We start from the raw sequence: 21,804 nt of genomic DNA on the forward strand, positions 1-21,804 counted from the left end.
ATGCGTTGGGTGCTACTTAGAGAGTAAAGCCCACACCCTGCTTGGGCGAGTGCTTCACCCGGAACGCGGTGGGGTCGCTGTGGGGCGCTGCTGCCACGGTGAGCTTGGTGAAGTCCAGATCCTCACCACGGACGCAGATCTTTATGGCGTTCACTGCCTTGTTGACGTCCGGGCAGAGGCAGAAGATGTTCAGACGGCCATTGCCGATTTCCGAACGGTCCACGGTGCCCAAACCCCGCCATGCCAATTCACCGGTGAGTGCAGCTTTGGCCTTCCGCTCAAGATGCCGGTCACGTTCGGTGCCTTCCTTGGTCTTCAACGCAATCTGGGCAACGACCCAGAACTGTTCGGACTCGGGAATCTCGGCGTAGCCGTCTTCCTCGCATTGCGCGGCAAAAGCCGCCATCAGGCCATCCACCGAAGAGTCGTCGTCAACGTTCGCTTCGTCGGTCTTGCTTTGGTGGCCCACCAAACCGTGGTTGACCACGAACTGCTGGTCTTCGTCGTCGTACCAAGCCTCCCGGAAGTGAAGTACTCCTTCGTCGTCGCGCTTGTACGCACGGATGATGCCGCTCATTCTCGTCCTTTCCTGAACCACTCGGCGTTGGTGCTGGTGGGCCCATTGACGTCGAAAGGTGCTTTCATGGTGTCTACTGCCTCAAAGAGGGCTGCGCATTCTGCGCGCATTGTGTCCACCGTCCGTTGCGGATAGCCCATGGCCATCCGATGATTCTCAAATTCGTCTTCGTCATCCACGAACACCCCATGCTCGGTGGAACGAATAACGTCCAGATCCATGTCGATCATGTGGAATTCGGTGACACCCTTCTTGATGGGGTTCCAAGCGTGGGCCGTGGCCAGGGCAACGTAGATCCGGAAGTCGCCGGGATAACTGTCGTCGTAGAACGTGGCTACAAACTCACCAGTCCGCGGGACCAACAGAACTGCATCTGACGCTGTATAGAAAGCTGCCCCCGGGCGGGCGCAAAACTCACCGGCTCCCTGAAATATCCACCAACCGTGAATGTCTTCACCAAGGTAGCGGCCAGGCACTACCCAGTGGGCTTTGCCGTCCCATTTCCTGTTCCTCGACACCACGAGGTCACCGGGCTGCAGTGCGCCCGGCGTGCGATCGTCCGTCACAGCGTTGGCAGGCTGCCGGTGGTGGGGTGTTCCTGGCCCGGGAGGGGCCTGGCGAACGGGACCTTTGTCCCCAAAACCTGGGCTACGACGTCGTGCGTTATTTTCTGGGCGGTGAGTCCCACGCGCTCCAGGACCTGGCTGCGTGAGCCGTGCACCAGGAACTCCACCGGCAGGCCCACTTCGTTCAAGGCGGTGTCCACACCGGCAGCCCGCATTTCCTGCCGGATACGGGATCCCACGCCGCCTGCCCGCACGCCGTCTTCGATGCAGATCACCAGGCGATGACGGGCGGCGAGGGCGATGATCGATTTCCGGACGGGCAGGACCCACCGCGGATCCACCACCGTGGAGCTGATGCCTTGGGCGCCCAAGCGGGTAGCGACATCGAGTGCGAGTTCGGACATGGCGCCGACACTGACAATCAGGACATCGTTTTCGGTGGAACCCTCCGGGCGCCGCGCAAGGATGTCCACGCCGTCGCGAAGCCTCTCGATAGCTTCAATTTCGGAACCGACACTGCCCTTGGAGAACCGCACCACAGTGGGTGCATCGTTGATGGCGACGGCCTCACGCAGTTCCTCGCGGAGCCGGGTGGCGTCACGGGGAGCAGCCAGATGAAGCCCTGGCACGATCTGAACCATCGCCATATCCCACATCCCGTGGTGGCTGGGGCCATCCGGGCCGGTCACCCCGGCACGGTCCAAGACGATGGTGACGCCGGCTTTATGCAGTGCCACGTCCATAAGGAGCTGGTCAAAGGCGCGGTTCAGGAAGGTGGCGTAAACCGCCACCACCGGGTGGAGACCGCCGAACGCCATTCCCGCGGCGGACGTCAGCGCATGCTGTTCTGCAATGCCAACGTCGATCACCCTCTCTGGATGGCGCTCAGCGAACTTGTGCAATCCCACGGGGATAAGCATGGCGCCGGTGATGCCCACGATGTCGGGGCGCTCATCCGCAATGTCCGCGATTTCTTCCGCGAATACCGAGGTCCAGGACCTGGCTCCCGGCATTTCCGTGGGCTCGCCCGTTTCGGGGTCGATGATTCCTACCGCGTGGAACTGGTCTGCCTCATTGGCGAGGGCGGGAGCATAGCCATGACCCTTCTCCGTCATGGCGTGCACGATGACGGGCCCGCCGTATGCCTTGGCGGTGTTGAGGGCATGTTCCATGGCCTGGAGGCTGTGCCCGTCCACCGGGCCGATGTACTTCATGCCAAGGTCTTCAAACATGCCTTGGGGCGCCCACCAGTCCTTGATGCCCTTTTTCATGGCGTGCAGGCTCTTGTAGGTGAACTGCCCGGCGGGGCCGCCGTTCTGCAACTTCTTCTTCCACCAGTCCAGCATGCGCTCGTAGGCCGGGGTGGTTCGCAAGGAGTCGATGGTGGGGCGCAGTGATGCAAGGTAGTCGGCAAAGCCGCCAACAGTGGGAGCGTAGGAGCGCCCATTGTCGTTGACCACGATGACCACGCGACGCCGTTTGTCGGCGGCGATGTTATTGATGGCTTCCCACGCCATGCCACCGGTGAGCGCACCATCGCCAACTACGGCGACGACGAACCGGTCGCCCTCGCCGGTCAGCTGCCGGGCACGCGAGATTCCATCTGCCCAAGACAAGGAGGAGGAAGCATGGGAGCTTTCGACGATGTCGTGCTCGGATTCGGCACGGTCCGGATAGCCGGAGAGGCCGCCTTGCTGACGAAGCGTAGTGAAGTCCTGGCGTCCGGTGAGCAGCTTGTGCACATAGGACTGGTGCCCGGTATCAAAGACCACGCTGTCCCGCGGGGACTCAAAGTTCCTGTGGATAGCGAGGGTGAGTTCAACAACGCCCAGGTTGGGACCAAGGTGTCCACCCGTTGCGGCTACGTTGGTGATCAGGAATTCCCTGATTTCCCCGGCCAGTTGTTCCAGCTCCGTGCTGGACAGTTTGGCCAGGTCCCGTGGATCCTTGACGGTTTCCAAAAGTCCCAACGGCCCTCCTTAGGGTGAATGACGTGCTTGTTAACTCTAGCGCGTGCCCGGGACTACGCGTTGCGCCGGGATTTTCAACCCGGCGTTGTTCTCCGGGCTGTTCCCGGGACGCCAACAGCCCCGGCTGGTCGGGCGACCAGCCGGGGCTGTCCGGCTTATGAATCAGCTGGAAACCAGCCGGTCCGTTATGCCGAGATCTGGCGCAGAACGTACTGCAGGATGCCACCGTTGCGGTAGTAGTCCGCCTCGCCCGGGGTATCGATGCGCAGCACGGCGTCGAAGGACTTGGCGGTGCCGTCTTCGGCCGTGGCCGTCACCTTGAGCGTCTTCGGCGTGGTGCCGTTGTTCAGCTCGGTGACGCCCTCAACGGAGAACGTCTCTGTACCGGTCAGGCCCAGCGTAGCTGCCGACTCCCCAGCGGGGAACTGCAGGGGAAGGACACCCATGCCGATCAGGTTGGAGCGGTGGATGCGCTCGTAGCTTTCGGCGACGACGGCCTTGACGCCAAGCAGCGCCGTGCCCTTCGCTGCCCAGTCACGGGACGAACCGGAGCCGTACTCCTTACCTGCCAGGACGACCAGTGGCGTTCCTGCTGCCTGGTAGTTCTGGGCGGCGTCGTAAACGTAAGCCTGGGGTGCGCCCTCTTGGCTGAAGTCGCGGGTGAAGCCACCCTCAACGTTGTCCAGGAGCTGGTTCTTGATGCGGATGTTTGCGAACGTACCGCGGATCATGACTTCGTGGTTGCCACGGCGCGAGCCGTAGGAGTTGAAGTCCTTGCGCTCCACACCGTTGGCCAAGAGGTACTGGCCCGCAGGTGTGTCCGACTTGAAGGAACCGGCCGGAGAGATGTGGTCCGTGGTGACGGAATCGCCAAGCTTCAGGAGCACGCGGGCGCCCGAGATGTCCTTGACGGGGTCCGGCTGTGCCTTCATGCCCTCGAAGTATGGGGGCTTCCGCACGTACGTGGAATCCTCGGCCCAAGCGAAGGTGTCGCCGGCGGGGGTGTCCAGGGCCTTCCAACGGTCATCGCCGTCGAAGACGCCCTCGTAACCCTTGGCGAACATGGCCTCGTCGATGGAGGAGTCGATGACTTCCTGCACCTCGATGGGGTTCGGCCAGATGTCCTTCAGGAAGACCTCGTTGCCCTCGGAATCAGTTCCCAAGGCATCGGTGTCGAAGTCGAAGTCCATAGTGCCGGCCAGTGCGTAGGCGATGACCAGTGGCGGCGAGGCCAGGTAGTTCATCTTCACGTCCGGGTTGATGCGGCCTTCGAAGTTGCGGTTGCCCGAGAGGACAGCGGTGACGGAGAGGTCGTTGGCCTGGATGGCCTCGGAGATTTCCGGCTCCAGCGGTCCGGAGTTACCGATGCAGGTGGCGCAGCCGTAACCCACGATGTAGAAGCCAAGCTTCTCCAGGTAAGGGGTCAGACCGGACTTCTCGTAGTAGTCCGTGACGACCTTCGAACCCGGGGCAACAGAGGTCTTGACCCACGGCTTGGAGGTCAGGCCCTTGTCCACGGCGTTGCGTGCAAGGAGGGCAGCAGCCAGCATGACGGACGGGTTGGACGTGTTGGTGCAGGAGGTGATCGAAGCGATCGACACTGCTCCGTGGTCCAGCTCGAACTCGCGGCCGTCGGCAGTGGTGACCTTGACCGGCGAAGAGGGGCGGCCATGCGCACCGTTGGCGGCGGATGCAACGCGTGCCGTCTCCGTGGTGTGCGAATCAGCATGCGTGAAGGACGGCGAATCGGAAGCCGGGAACGACTCATCCAGGGCCTCGTCAACGCTGCCGTCTTCGATGGCGACGTAGTTGTGGATGTCCTTGCGGAACTGTTCCTTGGCATCCGTGAGCTCAATACGGTCCTGGGGACGCTTGGGGCCTGAGATGGAGGGAACAACGGTGGACAGGTCCAGCTCGAGGAACTCGGAGAACCGCAGTTCGCGGGAGGGATCGTGCCAGAGGCCCTGTTCCTTGCTGTAGGCCTCCACGAGGGCGACGTTTGCTTCGGAGCGGCCGGTCAGGCGCAAGTAGTCCAAGGTGACGTCGTCGATCGGGAACATGGCAGCCGTGGAACCGAACTCCGGGCTCATGTTGCCGATGGTTGCACGGTTGGCCAACGGCACAGCGGCAACGCCTTCACCGTAGAACTCAACGAACTTGCCAACAACACCGTGCTTGCGCAGCATCTCGGTGATGGTCAGCACCACGTCAGTAGCGGTAGCACCTGCAGGGATGCTGCCCTTGAGCTTGAAGCCGACAACACGGGGAATCAGCATGGAGACGGGCTGGCCGAGCATTGCAGCTTCGGCTTCGATACCGCCAACGCCCCAACCCAGGATGCCCAGACCGTTGACCATAGTGGTGTGCGAGTCGGTACCAACACAGGTGTCGGGGTAAGCGCGGACAACGCCGTCTACCTCGCGGGTCATGACCGTGCGCGCCAGGTATTCGATGTTGACCTGGTGGACGATGCCCGTTCCCGGGGGAACAACCTTGAAGTCATCGAAGGCGGTCTGGCCCCAGCGAAGGAACTGGTAGCGCTCACCGTTGCGCTGGTATTCGATCTCCATGTTGCGCTCCAGTGCGCCGGAGTTTCCGAAGGCGTCGATCTGGACGGAGTGGTCGATGACCATTTCTGCAGGCGCCAGCGGGTTGACGCGCTTGGGATCGCCGCCCAATTCCTTGACGGCTTCGCGCATGGTGGCGAGGTCAACGACGCAGGGAACGCCAGTGAAGTCCTGCATGATGACTCGGGCCGGGGTGAACTGGATTTCCGTGTCGGGCTCCGCATTGGGATCCCAACCGGCCAGGGCGCGGACATGGTCCGCCGTAATATTGGCGCCATCCTCAGTCCGCAGGAGGTTTTCAAGCAATACCTTAAGGCTGAACGGAAGGCTGTCTGCGCCCTCTACGGAGTTCAACCGGAAAATTTCATAATCGGTGCCGGCTACATTCAGTACGCCTTTGGAACCGAAGCTGTCCACAGTGCTCATGGCAGGACTCCTCTCGCAACAGTTTCATCTTTGTCGCGTGGTTGGCCGCTAGCCAGTTAGGCGCACCTTACTTAGCCTGGCGGCATCTCTCTTGGTCACCCCCGCCCGCAGCGTTGATTTCTGCGGACCGGGACTACTACAGCCATCGTAGTGGCATACTCCCGCGTAGCGTCACTGATCAGGCGTCACTGCGGAAACATGCAGTTCGGCCTGCTGCACCATGGAAGGCTGCGCGTCACGCTACTCGGCAGGGACGATCAGCCCTACCGTTTCCAAATGGTGGGTGTTCGGGTACAAGTCGAAGGCCCGCAGCGACTCAAGTCGCCAACCACCTTGATGGAAGTAACCCAGATCACGCGCGAAGGATGCTGGATCACACGACACATAGGCGATTGCGCGGGGTCCCGTGGCCATCAATTGCTTGACCACAGCCTTGCCGGCTCCGGCACGTGGTGGATCCAGCACCAGCGAGTCAAAGCTGCGGGCACGTTGGTGCAGGACCCGCTCAACACGTCCCTGCACGATTTCCACCTGGGCTGCGCCGTGCAGGTTCTTGCGGGCGTCGCGGCTGGTGCCCGGTGCGCCTTCAACGGAAAGTACCGAACCGGTGACTCCGACGGCGTCCGCCAAAGGTGCCGTAAACAGGCCGGCACCGGCATAAAGGTCGGCAACGGCGGCGCCGGGCTGCAAGTACCCGCCGTGGGAAAGATAGCCCGTCACGGCGTCCACCAGCGTGTCCGGGGCATCTTTGTGGATCTGCCAAAAACCCTCACCGGTCACACGGTATTCATGGCCGGCTGCAGTTTCCTGCACCCAGGTCCTCCCTCGCAGCTGCAGGACCTCGCCCTTGCTGGGATCGAAGCTCGCAACCGAGACGTCGTGCGGCAACTGCGACAGGATGCTGTGCAATCTCTTGGGGCTGGTGGTTTCTTCCGGAGCCAGCAGGATCAGGGGCCGCGAACCGCTGGCGGGCACGGCAACTTCCACACGGGCGATGCCGGACAGGTCAAGGTCCCACAGCTTCAGCTCGTTGACTCCCGCAAGCGCCAACGGCATCTCTTTGATGGGAAGCACGAGGTCTGAACGGTGCGCATGCATGCCCAACCGACCTTTGGGGGTTACCGCGAAGCTGGCGCGCGTACGCCAGCCGAGTCCGCCGTCGAGGTTGTCTCCCACGGCCTCCACCTCGGTGGCGAGGTCCAAACCGGCAAGTCGCTTGAGCTGTTCGGCCAGCACTTCAGCTTTCAGGGCCCGCTGGCGCTGCAGTGAGATGTGCCCGAGCTCGGCGCCGCCTACCGGCGGAGCCCCGCGGCTCCAAGAGCCGATCGAATCCGCCTGCTTCCAGAAGTGCGGAACGCGGTCGGGCGAGGGTTCCAGGACCTCAACGACGTCGGCGCGCCAGAAGCGCGACGAGTCCCCGGAGTCGGTCAACCGGATGCGGACCTTCTCCCCGGGGATGGCGTGCCGGACGAAGATGACGCGCCCTTCGTGACGTGCGACGAAGTGCCCTCCGTGGGCGATGGGGCCGATTTCTACGACCATTTCAGAGCCTGGCGCGCCCTGGTTTCCGCCGTGTTCTGCGTCATGGGAATTGTTCTGGGAGGTCATTGGGTATCCTGCAGTGCCTTTGCTTCTTCGGACGACTTCAATTGCCACGGAACGCTGGCAACCATGACTCCGGGTTCGAAATGGAGCCTTGTCTTGATTCTGAGTGCTGTTTGGTTGTGGACCAGCTGTTCCCACCATTTGCCCACCACGTATTCGGGGATGTACACCACGATCAGGTCGCGCGGTGAGTCGCGGCGCATGTTTTTGATGTAGTCCATGATGGGGGTCACGGTTTCGCGGTAGGGGCTGGCCAACACGGTCAGGGGAACGGGAATTTCCAGCTTCTCCCAATCGTGAACGGTCTGGGCTGTCTCTTCAGGACTGATGTCCACGGTCACCGCGTCCAGGCGCGACGGCCGCGAAGCCCGGGCATATGCCAGTGCCCTGAGTACCGGCTTGCGGACGTGTGAAACGAGGAGAACCGCATGGACCCTTGTGGGGAGTGCACGCGGTGAGGAGTCCTCATCCACGGCAAGCTCCTTGGCCACATTGTCATAGTGGGCCCGGATACTCCACATGATGAGGAAGAGTATGAACATGGCGAGCAGGGCTATCCAGGCTCCCTGCTCAAACTTGGTGACAAGGACGATAACGAGGACCAGGGCAGTCATCCCGAATCCCAGCATGTTGATGGTCCTCGACTTGATGATGCGTCGACGGACAGCTTTGTCCCGGGCGAGTTTCAATTCGCGGCCCCAGTGCCGGATCATGCCGAGTTGGCTGGCCGTGAAAGAGATGAAGACGCCCACAATGTACAGCTGGATCAGCTTGGTGACATCTGCGTTGAACGCGAGAATCAGGACCAGCGCCCCGGCAGCCAGCGCAAGGACGCCGTTGCTGAACGCAAGCCTGTCACCGCGAGTGCGGAGCTGGCGTGGAAGGTAGCCGTCCTGGGCGAGGATCGAACCCAGCACGGGAAAGCCATTGAACGCCGTGTTGGAAGCGAACACCAGGATGATGCCCGTGGCCGCAACCACGACGTAGAAAAGGATGGAGCCGGACCCGAAAATGGTGTCGGCAATCTGGCTGATGGCGGGGGTCTGGATGTACCCCTCGGGCAGCGGCTTGCCATCTACAAGGAATTCGCGCGCCGGGTCCAGGACGATGTGGACCTTTGTAGCGTTGGCCAGATAGATGATGCCCGCGAGCATGGCCGACGCAATAACACCCAGAAGCAGCAGCGTGGTGGCGGCGTTCTTGCTCTTCGGCTTCTTGAAATTCGGCACCCCGTTGCTGATTGCTTCGACACCGGTCAGGGCAGCGGCGCCCGATGAAAAGGCACGCAGAAGCAGGAAGGCCCCGGCCAGCCCTACCAGGCCCTCATCGAATCCAGGCTCAGGAACGATGGTGAAGTTGGCGGAAGGCGCCTCCCCCAAGGTACCTGTGACTGCCTGGAAGATACCCACCGCGGTCATTCCAAGGATGGACGCCATGAAGATGTAAGTCGGGACAGCGAAAAGCGTCCCGGCTTCCTTGACTCCGCGAAGATTGACCAGAGCCAGGATGATCACGCCAATAGTGGCGATAAGTGCCTGCTGGCCATGCAGTGCCGGGATGGCGGTGGTCAGGTACGTGGCCGCTGATGACATGGAAACAGCAACCGTCAGCACATAATCCACCAGCAAGGCGGAGGCTACGGTGAGTCCGGCGTACTTGCCGAGGTTGACATTCGCGATCTCGTAGTCACCGCCGCCGGACGGATAAGCATGGACGTTTTGACGATAGGACGCCACCACTGTGAGCAACACCACCATGACGGCGAGGCCCACGAGCGGGGAAAAGGCCACGGCGCTCACACCGGCAAGGGCGAGAGTCAGCAGGATCTCGTCCGGGGCATAAGCCACGGAGGACAAGGCATCCGAGGCGAAGACGGGCAAAGCGATGCGTTTGGGCAACAAGGTGTGGGACAGGCGGTCATTCCTGACTGGCCGGCCCACCAACACCCGCTTCGCGGCATTCAAAATTGTCAGCACTCCGCAAAGCTACTCTGAATCCACAGGGATGTCATGACGGTTGTCGCCTGCTTACCCGCGGTGCACCGGTAAAGTCATACCGAGCGGGATCGACAACACACATAAGGAGACACGGTGGCTCACTTCGTGATCATGGGTTGCGGCCGTGTTGGCGCAACCTTGGCACACACTTTGGAGGATGCCGGCCACTCGGTGGCCATCATCGACCAGGACGAGCGGGCCTTCCGCCGGCTCCGCAACACCTTCACGGGGCGCAAAGTCACCGGGGTCGGCTTCGACCGGGATACCCTGAAGCAAGCAGGCGTCGAAGAGGCCTACGCCTTCGCCGCCGTTTCCAGCGGCGACAACTCGAACATCCTTGCCACGCGCGTGGCCCGCGAAACATTCCATGTCGCCCATGTGGTGGCACGCATCTACGATCCCGGCCGCGCCGAAATCTACCAGCGGCTCGGCATCCCCACCGTCGCAGCCGTCCGCTGGAGTGCCGACCAGGTCCTGCGCCGAATACTCCCCGAGCAGCACCTCGCCGGTGACTATCGGGAGCCATCAGGCCGCCTGGTACTGGCTGAAGTAGATCTGCACGAGGAGTGGATCGGACACAGCATGGACTCCATCGAGTCCGCAGCCGGCATCCGCATCGCTTTCCTCACCAGGTTTGGCGAGGGCCTGTTGCCCCAAGCCGGCACCGCATACCAGGAGGGTGATACCGTCCACGCGATGTTGAGCCTGGACAGAACCTCCGAGATCAGCCGGATTCTCGCCAAAGCACCCGCCAAGGAGTCTTAGTGAAAGTTGTCATTGTTGGCGCAGGCAGCGTCGGCTCGTCCATTGCGCGTGAGCTCCTGGCCCACAAACACGAGATTCTCCTCATTGACTTGAAGCCCGAAGTCATCGGACGCAGCGGGCTTCGAGGTGCCCGCTGGTTGGTGGGCGATGCCTGCGAACTCAGCACCTTGCAGGACGCAAAACTGGAGGATGCCGACGTCGTGGTTTCTGCCACCGGCGACGACAAGGTGAACCTGGTGGTGTCCTTGCTTGCCAAGACGGAATTCGGCGTGGGCCGCACCGTTGGACGCGTCAACAACCCCAAGAACGACTGGATGTTCAATGATTCCTGGGGTGTCGATGTAGCTGTAAATACCCCGCAGCTCATGACGGCGCTGGTTGAAGAGGCCGTTGAAATCGGGGATATCGTGCGGCTGCTGACCCTGCAGACAGGCGTGGCATCGATCGTGGAATTCACGGTTCCGCATGACTCCCACGTCATTGGCAGCACCGTGGGCGGCATTGATTGGCCCGAGGACGCCACCTTGGTTGCCATCCTGCGCGACCAAGCGCCCATCACACCCACCCGTGATGATGTCCTGGACGGCGGTGACGAACTCTTCTTCGTCACCACTATCGCGGCCGAGGACGGCCTGCGGGCCCTGTTGTCACCTGCTTCCGACGACGGCCAGGAACCTCGTGAGGGCTCTTCCGAAGCAGCCGATCAGTCCGCTGAGGACGACGGCTTCGACGGCTGAGGTGCCGGCTTGGTGACCAGCCAGGCCACCCAGAGGCCCAGGATGTACAGCGGAGCACCCATCAGCAGCCTGGTGGTAGCCAACGCTGTCAGTCCGGGCTCTCCCATGAAGTACAACGGCACCTGAACCACCAAGCGGAGGGCAAGCACCGCCACCACGATCCACGTGCCCAGGCTGTAGGCACGAAGCCTTTCGGCATCCTTCCGCCACTCAAGTCCCTCGTTGCGCACGAAACCAAACAGCAGCCCCGCAACCGGCCACTTGAGCACTATGGAAAGCACCATGCCCGCGATATACGCAATGTTGGTGAAGAACCCGAGGACGTAGAAGTCCTCGGCCTTACCCGTGGTGTTTGCCAGCCATGCCGAAATACCGACCCCCACCACGCCGGCCAGGGCTTGCGTCAGGGGACGTCGTTGGATCAGGCGAACCACCGTAAAGACGGCGGCCGCAGCCAAAGCGGCAATGAGGGCAGGCGTGAGGTCGCGCGTGATGGTGAAAGCCACCAGGAATACCAGGCCCGGGAGGATGCTCTCGGCAATGCCTTGCACTCCGCCTGCTGACTTCAACATGTCCACGTGACCAGCGCTGTTCCGGTGAAGTCCGGCTTTTTCGGCATATCCGGCAGCAAGGTCGGACACACTGGGTGAGTCCTGACCGGCCTTAGCGGCGCCGGGCAGCGAAACTTCGTCGTCCGGGGGCGCAGAGCGCCCTGTGTCCTTAGGTTCAGATCCGTTGGCCACGGTCATAGGTGCTCCTGACGGGAGAGTATTTCGTATCGGGGATTGAACATGGCCGGAAGGCCGTCAATTTGGGTCACCATGCCGTTCAAGCGAAGTTCCACGCCGGCTTCCATGCCGGGAACGCGGGTTCTGCCCAGCCAGATGACGCGGAGGCGGTCATAGGGCTTCCGGGCTCCCCCGGTACCGGCAGCGCGCTGGTCCCCGGGCCGCAAGGTATCGACCACCACGGCCGAGAAGAACGGTTGCTCGCTGGGCGGCTGATGCGTCACGGATTCGATGAAACCGGTGCACACCGCCCTACCCCGGGCCGGAAGATCACGAACTCTTTGCCCGGAGGGCTTCTGACCGGATAGTCCGCTGCGGCCCGAGGAATCAGCCAATCTGGGTGATCTCCGGCCCTCGCTCCGGCTGCTGCATGGCGGGGTCCGCCGGGGGGACGGCACCTTGGGGAGCGCCGGCGGGGCCAGGTACCGCAGCGTCCTTGGGCAGGCGCAACTGCAGCAGTTCGCGGGGAGGCATCGGATTGTCGCCACGGACCACAACAACCTGGCGGAAGAGCTCTTCCAGTCCTGCCGCGGCATCACGCTCCAAGGCAGCCTGCCCGCCAAGGACACCTCGGAGGAACCATCGTGGCCCGTCAACTCCCATGAAGCGGGCTGCACGGAAACCGCGGCTGCCGTCAGTTGCTTCGGCGGGAAGTTTGGCCACCAGTTCCGTGCCGAAGGCTCCGGAAACCTCTTCGGTTTCCCCTCCCTGGCTTGCAACGGACTGGTTGATCTGTTCACGGATCTCGTCCCAAAGGCCTTCGGAACGCGGAGCCGCAAATGCCTGGAGTTGCAGGCTGGAGCCGTTGAGGTCCATGGTCACTGCGACCACACGCTGGGTGGCTTCTTCCACCTCGAGCCTCAGCTGGAGACCCTCGGCCGGCGCGATCAGCAGCGCACCGAGGTCTACGTAGCCATCTCGGCTCTCGATCTCGTCTATGTCCAACGGGCCCTTGCCAAGCCGGAGGTCACCGGGCGTGCCGGCCCCGCTCGGTTCTGAACTTCGTGCCTCGGCACCGGACTCCTCGACGGTGCCGGCGGTTTCCGACCGCTCGTCCTTGGACTTCTTGCCGCGCCCAAAAAGCATTGGGTTTTCTCCTTAGTAGTGGTCTATCCCCAAGTAAACCGCAACCACGTTAAACCTCGCTAAACCGTGCCAATGCGTCAAGCGTTGGTGTGCGGCACACGCCAGGTCCAGTAGTTTCCTCAGGCCTTCGGTACGTTGAACCCGCCAGTGGATCCGAAGCCGCCGGCTCCACGAACGGAATCGGCCAGTTGGTCAACAGTCACGAACCGCGCGTATTCGACGCGCTGTATCACCATTTGTGCAATTCTATCGCCGCGTTTGAGGTCGATGGCATGTTTTTGGTCGGTGTTCAGGAGCGTGACTGCTATTTCGCCGCGGTAGCCCGCGTCCACAGTGCCAGGAGCGTTGACCACCGTGAGTCCATGCTTGGTCGCCAATCCGGAGCGGGGGTGGATCAGAGCCACAAATCCGTCCGGAAGCGCAATGGACACACCCGTTGGAACAAGTTTCCGTTCGCCGGGCGGGAGGTGCACATCCTCACGGGCACGGAGATCGGCACCGGCGTCGCCAGGGTGGGCGTAGGACGGGGCTTCCAGCCCGGCGTCGAGCATTTTCAGCTGCACCTCCAAAGTGGGGGCACCGTACGCTGCTTTGGTTTCGCTGCTGTCCGCGATTGCGGAGGCGGCGTCTTTACTGAATACTGCGGTCTCGTTGCTCACAGTGGTCCATTCTACTGGGACTTGTCCGTCCCGGGCCGGTCCAAGCCGGGCCGCGCGCGCAAGGCGGCGAAGCCAGTGGCCCCGGCCCGATAAGCTGGACCCATGCCTACGCCTGACCAGTCCTCCCCTGTGCCTGCCCGGAACACCCCTTCGGCCTCCGAGGTCCTGTACACCGAGAAGTTGTGGCCGTCGGTGTGGATCTGGGTTGTGGTTGTTGGCCTGTCTGGCGCAGGCGTCCTGATGTTTGGTCCCATCAGCGCGGCTACCGGCATCATCGCCGCCTTGGTCCTGCTGGCCATTATGACCATCATGTTGGTCCTGTCCACGCCCACCATCACTGTCACCGCTGACACCGTCAGAGTGGGCAGGGCGAGCATCGATCGTAAATTCGTAGGTTCTGTCCAGGCATTTAAAAAAGCGGAAGCCACCGCTGAACGGGGCCCCCGCCTGAATGGACTCGCCTATATGTGCTTCCGTGGCTGGATTGACCCGGTGGTCAAGATTGAGATCACCGACCCCGCGGATCGGACGCCTTACTGGCTGGCGTCGTCCCGTCGGCCGGATGAGCTCGTTGCTGCCCTGACCACGCCCCGACGCTAAGAGGCTTTCAGTCGGGAATTCCTTGGCGGGATCATGCGCCTAGCTCTCGCACTCGGTGCAGTACTGGTGGCCGCCTCTTTCCGCCGCGATCTGTGACCTGTGTTTGACCAGGAAACAGTTGAAACACGTGAATTCGTCAGGCTGTGGTGGCATGACCTGAATAAGGAGTTCTTCACCCGAGAGATCCGCGCCCGGCAACTCAAAGCCATCGGCAAGGTCCGTCTCATCGACGTCCACCGCTGAGGACTGCTTCCCCGACTGGCGCGTCTTGAGCTCTTCCAGGGAATCCTCGCTGACATCTTCCTCGGTCTTTCGAGGGGCATCGTAATCCGTGGCCATGGTCCTTCTTCGTCCTCCATACCTGTTCCGGGTTGGAAACCGGATCGCAGGAACTACCCCGCCGCCGGCCTAAGGGTACAAACGCCGGACGCCCCGGATTTGTGCCCGATCTCGGCCAGATTGTCCTCCCCCGTGCCCGAAAAGTCCATACACCCGCTCTTGATGTGAAATTGGCTGGAAAGCCTTCCGGATTCGGCCGGCTTTCAGCGGAATATCACGGCACGCCCTTTGTCCTAGTAGGAAAAGACCCCCGCGGGTGGCAGAGTTTCGAATGTCAGTTATGCCATGTGGTGGAGGGTGTTATGCAGGATCTACGACTGGTAGGCGTCCACGACGACGGCGGGCATCTGCTCTTGAGCGGCCCGGGTGGTGCGATGTTCCAGCTTCCAATCGACGAGGCCTTGAGGGCCGCGGCGAGCCGCACCCCTGCCCAGGTGGCAGCACGCGCCTCCAACACACCGATTGCCATGTCGCCCCGGGACATCCAGGCCAGGATCCGCAGCGGTGCCACGGCCACGGAAGTTGCCGAGCTGTCCGGTCTTCCCCTTGCCAACGTCCAACGCTATGAAGGCCCTGTGCTTGCAGAGCGCGAGTACATAGTGCGACAGGCGCGCAACATTGAAGTTGCCTCACCTGCTCCCGGCCACGACATTTACCGCTCCGCTTTTGGAGACAACCCCGCCACCCTCGGCGAGATGGTTGACCACCGGCTTTCAGCGCACGGCATCGATTCCTCCACGGCGGACTGGGACTCGTGGCGCCGCCCTGACGGTACCTGGACCGTCGTCGCACGCTTCGAAACTGTGCCCGGCGCCCATGGAAGTATCGGCGAGGAACCTCCCGCCATGTGGACCTTCAGCCCCCAACGCAAATCTCTACATAATGCCAACCGTTGGGCCCAGCAACTGAGCGAACTTGAGCCGCTGGACGGCCCCGTACCCGCTCGCCGGCTTGCTGCCGTCTCGGACAGGCCGTTCGATTTTGAGACCGACGCCGAAACAGCAGCGCGTGCATCCGCAAAAGAATCGGACAGCCTCCTGGAAATGCTGCGTTCACGGCGTGGCCAACGCCTTGGCGTGGACGAAGACGGCGACGACGCCTTGGCTGTGCTGCTGAGCAACGTTCCTGCAGCCCACCCGCGCCCGGGAGAGGAAGTTGACGACCCGGCCGAAGAAACCGGCCGCGCAGACGTGCAAGCAGTCGCTCCGGTCGTTGACGAGCCGGCACGCAAAGACGGGCGCCCCTCGATGCTCTCGCGGCTGAGCCTGGCTCCCCGGCACCTCGAATCCTCTGACGACGGCGGCGACGACGACGTGCTGAAACTCCACAACGGCGTCAGCACAGACACACGTGAAATAACGGTCGTAGCCAGCCCGCTCCGGCCTGTCACTTCCCTGGCGGGACGCAAGCCCGCAGGGCTTGACGAACTCCTCGGTGGCAGCAGCAACCCGCAAACCCGCGTAGAAGACGATTCCCCCCGTGAGGAATCCGCCCATGACGTCCCTCAGGACGAAACGGCGGCAGAGGACCAAAAAGACGCCGGCGCGCGCAAGGATGTTGATGTCCCTGCGGAACGTCAGCCGTCGCGCCCCAAGCGGTCCAGCATCCCGAGCTGGGACGAGATCGTTTTCGGAGCACGCGGCGACTAGCCCTCCGGGCTAGCTGAATCGGGCTAGCCGTGCCGAATGGCCCCGGCACCGGGCCAGAGGCAGGCATCGATGTCGAACGGCAGCGGCTGGTCTGCGCCTGCCATGAGGTTTGCGCCATGAGCGGTCAAGCGCCTCATGTAGTGCCGGCGGCACAAGGTTTCATAGCCCACCGCGTCAGCGGGCACAGCCTCTGCGGGCGGATTCTCAGTGTCCGCAGCCTGCGCGGGCACAGGCTCGTCGCTGCTGTTTTGCGGTGCGACGTCGCCCACCATCACCTGGTCACCCTCCACCACCATGATGCCGTTCACCGTGCGGGCGTTCTGCGTGGCCCGGCGGCCACACCAGCACAACGCTTCGACTTGCAGCACCTGCACTTTGTCGGCGAGTTCAATGAGTCGCTGCGAACCCGGGAACAGCCTGGTGCGGAAGTCAGAGGTGATGCCGAAAGCGAAGACGTCCACATCCATCTCATCCACAACCCGCGCCAATTGCTCCACCTGGATGGATGAGTAGAACTGCGCCTCATCACAGATGAGGTAGTCCACGCGGAGCCCGTTGGTTCGCCGGGCCACCACTTCGTCCCAGAAGTCGGTGTCGCTTTCCACCTCGACGGCGTCAGTTTGAAGGCCAAGCCTGCTGGAGATCGTTGAATCACCTGCACGGTCATTACAGCTGAAGCGAACACCTCCGCGGCCGCGTGCACGGTGGTTATGGTCCATCTGAAGGGCCAGCGTGGATTTCCCGCAGTCCATGGTCCCTGAGAAGAAGACCAGCTCAGCCACGTTTGCCCTTCTTGCCGGCGGCGGCGAAGCACAGCAGGGGCACTTCGCGTTCGGCCTTGGTCAGGGAACCATGCTGGCCCACCACATCCAGTGATGCCGGGCGGGCACGACGAGTGTCATACAAAGCCAACGTGTCGCGGGCCGCGATCATGACGTCGCCAATGCGGGGAGCGACCTCCGGGCGTACCTCGCCAAACAACCCTGCGTCCACGGCCTGCTGCCGGGTAAAAGCCCAAATTCGCTCACCAAAGCGGCGGCGCCAGGCGTCGATGAGCGATTCCCGGTGGGCAGCGCTGGCGTCCGGCTCAAGATAGAGGTGCACCATGCGCGGCTCGCCGGCAGTGTGCCGGACTCCGGCCACCAGCGATTCATCAGCGGAATAGTCGATCCTCTGCGATTCGGGGACATCCAACATGCCGTGGTCACCGGTCACCAAAATGATGGTGCCGGCAGGCAGCGTGGCGGAAAGCCTCTTCACCGTGGAGTCGAGCTCTTCGAGTTGGTGCTCCCAGCGGTCCGACTGGCAGCCGTAGCGGTGGCCCGCTTTGTCGAGTTCGTTGGCGTAGAAGTACATCAGGGAACGTCCGCCACCGGACATTGCTTCAGCGGCGGCGGCTGTCCGGGCGTGCAGGGTGGTACCGCCAACAAAGCGGCTTCCCCGCAGCGCTGCTTGGGTCATCGGGGAGTTGCCGAACTGCGGCAGGCTGATGGTCACGACGTCCAGCTCGGAGGCTAACCGCTCAAAGACCGTCGGGTGAGGCTGCCACTGCGCAGGATCCACCTGGGAATCCCAGTTGCCCAACAGGTTCACAACCTTGTCCTGGGCGGGATCGAGGACGTCGTAACCCACCATGCCGTGCTGGCCGGCAGGCAAGCCGGTGCCTAGGCTTGCAAGCGATGCTGCCGTGGTGCTGGGAAATGCGGCGTCGATCCACGTCGGGACGTTGCGTTGCCCCTCAGCCATGACCGATCGGAGGAAGGGCGTGTGGGAGGCCTTCTGCTTCAGCAGGCTGCGGCCGAGCCCATCGGCAAGGACCACGCAGACACGCTGAGCTGATGGCAGCTGAAGGTGGTTGGTGAAGCCGGGCACTCCAAGGGCTGCGGCGGAACTCGTAAGAACTTCGGCTATCGATTTGCTTCCGAAAAGCGGGGGCGATGGAAGGTCTGGGGCCGGGGTGATCCCCGAAGACGTGTTCACCGGGTTCTGTGCGGTCTCCCTCAACGCTGGTGTCCGCGGCTGAGGCGGTTGCTGAAGACGCCCGAACGTGGCCTCGGTGCAGGGATGCTGGCATGTTGGGCCGGGGAAGGGTTGGCAGTGTTCACCGCACGCAGTGCCCGGGCGAAGATCTTGGCGTCCTGGACCGCTTGGAGCCCGTCTGCCTCAGCGCTGATCCGCAGCACGATGTCCTCCTGGGCGATGGTTCCGCTGTAGCCATGATCGGCTTCGCACTGGGGATCCCCGCAGCTCGCCGGCCCCATATCCAGGCGTTGCCCGCCGGACCACGCGATGGACACAGTCATCTCACGGACAGGATCGGACGGCTTGTAATCCTGGGGCTGCGAATACATGTAGCTGAGGACCACCGAACGGATCTGGGCCACCGGTACTGACTCAGTGGAAACTTGGGCAACAATCTGCTCTCCGGCCTCATCCAACTGCTGGTCATCAACATGGGTGATCACCAGCATGTCTTCCGTGAGCACCAACACGGTGATGTGCCTGCGGACCTCGGCACGGTCAAAGTGAGTCTCCAAGTGGACCAAGTGTGAAAGGCACTCCCGGCCATCCAAGGCATCATCAACAACATCGGCCACCAACCGCGGGTAAAAACCTGCTTGCTGCAGCGCCTGGTCCAGGCTCTGTCCCTGCGAGCTGTGATGATGGGAGGTGTGGTGCCCGGCGTTGGACGGACGGGATTGAGGCGTCGGAGACTGGGTGCTCATTCCCCCATTTTCACAGATCGCTTGGTGACTACCTAACCGCGCGTTCCAGTCCTGTGGCTAACCCCGCATCGCTCGTCGTGCGCTGTCCGTACGCTGTGCTGCGTTGCCGATCCACACGTCCGCGCCCAGGATGGTGGCGCCCGACGGACCCGCCAAGACGGGGTTGAATTCCACCAACGCGATCCCGGGGTGATCGTCCTTGAGCTTGGCGAGCCGGGCTGCGATGTCCTCGAGGGCTGCCACATCGACGGCGGGCAGTCCTTGGTAGCCGAAGAGTTTCCGGGAAGCCCGTGGTGAGCGGATGACATCGTGCAGGTCGGCTGCTGATAGCGGCGGCACCCGATGGGCCCAGTCATCCAGCAGGTTCACGGCATCGCCGGCGAGCCCAAACGACAGGACCGGCCCCAGCAGGGGGTCCTCCATCGCACGGAAGGTACAGGCCTGCCCAACAGGTGCCATTGCCTGTACTTCAAGTGAAGGCGATCCATAAGGTTCCAAGGCCCTGCGCATTTGGGCGATGTTCTGCCGCAGCGATTCCGCGTCCTGAATATCCAGCCGAACCCCGCCAAGGTCCAGCCGATGCCGCAACGCGGGATCGGTGGTCTTGAGGACCACCGGCCATCCCACAGTTTCGGCGGCTTGCACGGCTTCATCAGCGGTACCAAATCCAAGCGTCGGCACAACAGCGATCCCGTAGCCCGACAGCAGCGCCGCGGCAGCACCGGCGTCGAGCTTCCTGATCTTTTCGCCCGTAACGCCTGCAAGCATCGCGGCCAGCGTTTCCCTTGTGCCATCGGCGTCGCAGTCCTCAGGATCCACAAAAAGCCCTTGGTCACGGTCGCGCCACTGCGCGTACCGGACGATCGCGGCCAGAGCAGCCACGGCGGCACCGGCATTTGAGTAGCACGGCAGCACAGGCTTGCCCTCGGCACCCACCATGCCCTCAACGTGCACGGAGGGATCCAGGATTCCCGTGAACGCGGCCACGACAGGCTTTCCGGCCTCGGCAGCGCATTCGGCAAAGACGCCTGCCAGCGACTCCACGGTGAGCCCGCGGGCCGGGAGAAGGGCCGCCACAACGGCGTGCACGGAGTGGTCCGCGAGGCTTTTCCGGAGGCTTGCGCGGAGGGCCGGAAGCGCGAGTGACATGCCGGCGTCGAGTTCTATGTCCGTCACCAAACTGCCCACATCCAGGCCGAGGGGGCCGGCACTGTCTGCAACCACTTTGGCCAGCGCGACGGAATTTGAGTAAACCGCCACGCCCGGCCCCTTGGGCAGCGCCTGCGAGGACACGATCTGGGCGATGTCCATGAGTTGTTCGATGGTCTCAACGCGGATCACGCCGGCCTGGCGCATCATCGCATCCACTGCCGCCGGCGGTGCCTGGGTGGTGCGGACCTCGTGGCCGGGCGGGAGGCTGAGGCCGGTGACGTCGGACTTGGCCACGATCACGGGTTTGCTGCGGGACAATCTGCGCGCCAGGCGGGAGAACTTGCGGGGATTGCCGATGGACTCCAAATAGAGCCCCACCGCGGAGGTGTCGGCGTCGTCTTCCCAATACTGCATGGCATCGTTGCCTGAAACGTCGGCACGGTTTCCTGCAGAGAGGAACGACGACAACCCGAGCCGTCGGCGGCTGGCGGCTGCGTAAACAGCCACACCCACGGCGGCCGACTGGCTGAACAAGCCCAAGCTGCCCCTCGGCGGCATCGTGGGCGCCATTGAAGCGTTCAACGACACCGCCGGGTGCGTATTCAGGATCCCGAGGGACTCAGGGCCAATGACGCGCATTCCGTTCGCTCTGGCCCTCCGCACCAACTCGTGCTGTCGCGCGAGTCCCCGCTCGCCGTCATCGGCAAATCCGGCCGTGGCCACCACAATGCCCTTGACGCCCGCAGCGGCGCAGTCGTCCACCACCTTGGCTACTTCCTCGTAGGGAACAGCGATGATGGCCAGCTGCACCGGTCCCGGAATCTCGGACAAATTCCCGAAGGAGATCATTCCGGCGAGTTCGAACGCTTCCGGGTTGACGGCGTAGACCGGGCCCTTGAAGCCGCCTTCAATGATGTGCTCGAGCAGTTGGTAGCCCACCGTCCCCCACTTGCGGCTTGCACCGATGACAGCCACTGACGACGGCGACAACAGGTCGCGCACGCTGCGCGCCTCCGCGCGGTGCTCGCGGGACTCCATCACGGCCCGTGATTTCTCCGTGGGATCGATGTTGAACTCGACGCTGACCACGCCGTCGTCGAATTGGCGTTTGAGGTCATAACCGGCGTCGGCGAAGACCATCAGCATCTTCCGGTTGTCCGGCAGGACCTCGGCCGTGAAGCGGCGGATGCCGTTTTCCCGCGCGGCAACGGCCAAATGCTCCAGGAGGATGGAGCCGATCCCACGCCCCTGGTGTGCGTCGGAAATGTTGAAGGCGACCTCAGCCTCGGTGGGGTCCTCAAGCCGGTCGTAGCGGCCGATTCCCATGATTTCGCCGCCGATGGTGATGACGAACGCCACGCGGTTGATGTGGTCCACTTGCGTGAAGCGCCGGACTTCCTTGCCGGAGAGCTTTGGTTTGAAGGAGAAGAACCTCATGTAGATGGAGGCCTGCGACTGACCCGCATGGAACGCCTGCAAAGCATCGGCATCTTCGGGTCTTATTGGACGAAGGTGGGCTGTCCCGCCGTCGCGCAGCACGACATCAGCTTCCCAATATTCCGGATAAATGCCGACGCCGGGCTGATCCACCATAG

Annotated in this window: 19 protein-coding genes; 4 read left to right on the forward strand and 15 right to left on the reverse strand. The window is 62.8% G+C overall.

Annotated elements, in window-relative coordinates:
- Positions 1–16: 16 nt before the first annotated feature.
- The 6 genes from AC0J5Z_RS14755 to AC0J5Z_RS14780 form a co-directional block, all read right to left on the reverse strand.
- The gene (locus AC0J5Z_RS14755) at positions 17–577 is read right to left on the reverse strand and encodes a hypothetical protein (RefSeq protein ID WP_475033508.1); all 561 of its coding nucleotides are present in this window, start codon (positions 575–577) and stop codon (positions 17–19) included.
- A complete protein-coding gene (locus AC0J5Z_RS14760) occupies positions 574–1,143 on the reverse strand; it encodes a DUF402 domain-containing protein (RefSeq protein ID WP_475033510.1) in 570 nt (189 codons plus the stop codon). Before AC0J5Z_RS14760 ends, AC0J5Z_RS14755 begins: the two co-directional genes overlap by 4 nt.
- Positions 1,140–3,113 carry a 1-deoxy-D-xylulose-5-phosphate synthase gene (gene dxs / locus AC0J5Z_RS14765; protein ID WP_475033512.1) on the reverse strand — a complete coding sequence of 658 codons (1,974 nt, stop codon included), beginning with the start codon at positions 3,111–3,113 and terminating at the stop codon, positions 1,140–1,142. The genes AC0J5Z_RS14760 and dxs overlap by 4 nt, the downstream gene beginning before the upstream one ends.
- A gap of 185 nt (positions 3,114–3,298) precedes the next feature.
- The gene (gene acnA, locus AC0J5Z_RS14770) at positions 3,299–6,106 is read right to left on the reverse strand and encodes an aconitate hydratase AcnA (protein ID WP_475033514.1); all 2,808 of its coding nucleotides are present in this window, start codon (positions 6,104–6,106) and stop codon (positions 3,299–3,301) included.
- 240 nt (positions 6,107–6,346) lie between these two features.
- Entirely contained in the window at positions 6,347–7,714 is a 1,368-nt protein-coding gene (locus tag AC0J5Z_RS14775; protein WP_475033516.1) for a class I SAM-dependent RNA methyltransferase, read from the reverse strand.
- Positions 7,711–9,687 carry an APC family permease gene (locus AC0J5Z_RS14780; RefSeq protein ID WP_475033519.1) on the reverse strand — a complete coding sequence of 659 codons (1,977 nt, stop codon included), beginning with the start codon at positions 9,685–9,687 and terminating at the stop codon, positions 7,711–7,713. Before AC0J5Z_RS14780 ends, AC0J5Z_RS14775 begins: the two co-directional genes overlap by 4 nt.
- A 114-nt stretch (positions 9,688–9,801) precedes the next feature.
- On the opposite strand from AC0J5Z_RS14780, the gene AC0J5Z_RS14785 reads away from it, so the two are divergent.
- Both AC0J5Z_RS14785 and AC0J5Z_RS14790 read left to right on the forward strand, forming a co-directional pair.
- Positions 9,802–10,473 carry a potassium channel family protein gene (locus AC0J5Z_RS14785; protein WP_475033521.1) on the forward strand — a complete coding sequence of 224 codons (672 nt, stop codon included), beginning with the start codon at positions 9,802–9,804 and terminating at the stop codon, positions 10,471–10,473.
- Positions 10,473–11,210, forward strand: coding sequence for a potassium channel family protein (locus AC0J5Z_RS14790; protein WP_475033524.1), 738 nt, complete (start codon positions 10,473–10,475; stop codon positions 11,208–11,210). Before AC0J5Z_RS14785 ends, AC0J5Z_RS14790 begins: the two co-directional genes overlap by 1 nt.
- On the opposite strand, the gene AC0J5Z_RS14795 is transcribed toward AC0J5Z_RS14790, so the two are convergent.
- From AC0J5Z_RS14795 to dut, 4 genes are all read right to left on the reverse strand, one after another.
- The gene (locus AC0J5Z_RS14795; protein WP_475033526.1) at positions 11,177–11,959 is read right to left on the reverse strand and encodes a DUF3159 domain-containing protein; all 783 of its coding nucleotides are present in this window, start codon (positions 11,957–11,959) and stop codon (positions 11,177–11,179) included. The genes AC0J5Z_RS14790 and AC0J5Z_RS14795 overlap by 34 nt on opposite strands.
- Positions 11,956–12,222 (reverse strand): hypothetical protein, encoded by a 267-nt coding sequence (locus AC0J5Z_RS14800; RefSeq protein ID WP_475033528.1) that lies wholly within the window; start codon positions 12,220–12,222, stop codon positions 11,956–11,958. Before AC0J5Z_RS14800 ends, AC0J5Z_RS14795 begins: the two co-directional genes overlap by 4 nt.
- A gap of 103 nt (positions 12,223–12,325) precedes the next feature.
- Positions 12,326–13,084: a DUF3710 domain-containing protein gene (locus AC0J5Z_RS14805; RefSeq protein ID WP_475033531.1), complete on the reverse strand. Its 759-nt coding sequence runs from the start codon at positions 13,082–13,084 to the stop codon at positions 12,326–12,328.
- A gap of 119 nt (positions 13,085–13,203) precedes the next feature.
- Positions 13,204–13,698, reverse strand: a complete 495-nt coding sequence (dut, locus tag AC0J5Z_RS14810; protein ID WP_475039723.1) for a dUTP diphosphatase — start codon at positions 13,696–13,698, stop codon at positions 13,204–13,206.
- A gap of 147 nt (positions 13,699–13,845) precedes the next feature.
- Here dut and AC0J5Z_RS14815 point away from each other — a divergent pair, with 147 nt between their 5' ends.
- On the forward strand, positions 13,846–14,343 hold the full coding sequence (locus AC0J5Z_RS14815; protein ID WP_475033533.1) for a DUF3093 domain-containing protein: 498 nt from the start codon (positions 13,846–13,848) through the stop codon (positions 14,341–14,343).
- A 39-nt stretch (positions 14,344–14,382) separates the two neighbouring features.
- On the opposite strand, the gene AC0J5Z_RS14820 is transcribed toward AC0J5Z_RS14815, so the two are convergent.
- A complete protein-coding gene (locus AC0J5Z_RS14820; protein WP_011774483.1) occupies positions 14,383–14,682 on the reverse strand; it encodes a DUF4193 domain-containing protein in 300 nt (99 codons plus the stop codon).
- A 302-nt stretch (positions 14,683–14,984) separates the two neighbouring features.
- Here AC0J5Z_RS14820 and sepH point away from each other — a divergent pair, with 302 nt between their 5' ends.
- Entirely contained in the window at positions 14,985–16,331 is a 1,347-nt protein-coding gene (gene sepH, locus AC0J5Z_RS14825) for a septation protein SepH (protein WP_475033535.1), read from the forward strand.
- Positions 16,332–16,354: 23 nt separating this feature from the next.
- Here the strand turns inward: sepH and AC0J5Z_RS14830 are convergent, their stop codons facing one another.
- From AC0J5Z_RS14830 to AC0J5Z_RS14845, 4 genes are read right to left on the reverse strand one after another with little or no spacing between them, the layout of a single operon-like run.
- A complete protein-coding gene (locus AC0J5Z_RS14830; RefSeq protein ID WP_475033537.1) occupies positions 16,355–17,113 on the reverse strand; it encodes a thymidine kinase in 759 nt (252 codons plus the stop codon).
- Entirely contained in the window at positions 17,106–18,335 is a 1,230-nt protein-coding gene (locus tag AC0J5Z_RS14835; RefSeq protein WP_475033540.1) for an alkaline phosphatase family protein, read from the reverse strand. The genes AC0J5Z_RS14830 and AC0J5Z_RS14835 overlap by 8 nt, the downstream gene beginning before the upstream one ends.
- On the reverse strand, positions 18,332–19,057 hold the full coding sequence (locus tag AC0J5Z_RS14840; protein ID WP_475033542.1) for a DUF5998 family protein: 726 nt from the start codon (positions 19,055–19,057) through the stop codon (positions 18,332–18,334). Before AC0J5Z_RS14840 ends, AC0J5Z_RS14835 begins: the two co-directional genes overlap by 4 nt.
- A gap of 57 nt (positions 19,058–19,114) precedes the next feature.
- Complete coding sequence (locus tag AC0J5Z_RS14845; RefSeq protein WP_475033544.1) at positions 19,115–21,802, reverse strand: bifunctional acetate--CoA ligase family protein/GNAT family N-acetyltransferase; 2,688 nt, start codon at positions 21,800–21,802, stop codon at positions 19,115–19,117.
- Positions 21,803–21,804 lie beyond the last annotated feature (2 nt).

The organism is Paenarthrobacter sp. TRD_SC_7 (assembly GCF_056156245.1).

Excerpts from the sequence above, each read along its gene's own strand:
- AC0J5Z_RS14820 (WP_011774483.1), bottom strand. The coding sequence starts at position 14,682 with ATGGCCACGGATTACGATGCCCCTCGAAAGACCGAGGAAGATGTCAGC.
- AC0J5Z_RS14775 (WP_475033516.1), bottom strand. The coding sequence starts at position 7,714 with ATGACCTCCCAGAACAATTCCCATGACGCAGAACACGGCGGAAACCAG.
- AC0J5Z_RS14840 (WP_475033542.1), bottom strand. The coding sequence starts at position 19,057 with ATGAGCACCCAGTCTCCGACGCCTCAATCCCGTCCGTCCAACGCCGGG.
- AC0J5Z_RS14815 (WP_475033533.1), top strand. The coding sequence starts at position 13,846 with ATGCCTACGCCTGACCAGTCCTCCCCTGTGCCTGCCCGGAACACCCCT.
- AC0J5Z_RS14805 (WP_475033531.1), bottom strand. The coding sequence starts at position 13,084 with ATGCTTTTTGGGCGCGGCAAGAAGTCCAAGGACGAGCGGTCGGAAACC.
- AC0J5Z_RS14845 (WP_475033544.1), bottom strand. The coding sequence starts at position 21,802 with ATGGTGGATCAGCCCGGCGTCGGCATTTATCCGGAATATTGGGAAGCT.
- acnA (WP_475033514.1), bottom strand. The coding sequence starts at position 6,106 with ATGAGCACTGTGGACAGCTTCGGTTCCAAAGGCGTACTGAATGTAGCC.
- AC0J5Z_RS14755 (WP_475033508.1), bottom strand. The coding sequence starts at position 577 with ATGAGCGGCATCATCCGTGCGTACAAGCGCGACGACGAAGGAGTACTT.
- AC0J5Z_RS14795 (WP_475033526.1), bottom strand. The coding sequence starts at position 11,959 with ATGACCGTGGCCAACGGATCTGAACCTAAGGACACAGGGCGCTCTGCG.
- sepH (WP_475033535.1), top strand. The coding sequence starts at position 14,985 with ATGCAGGATCTACGACTGGTAGGCGTCCACGACGACGGCGGGCATCTG.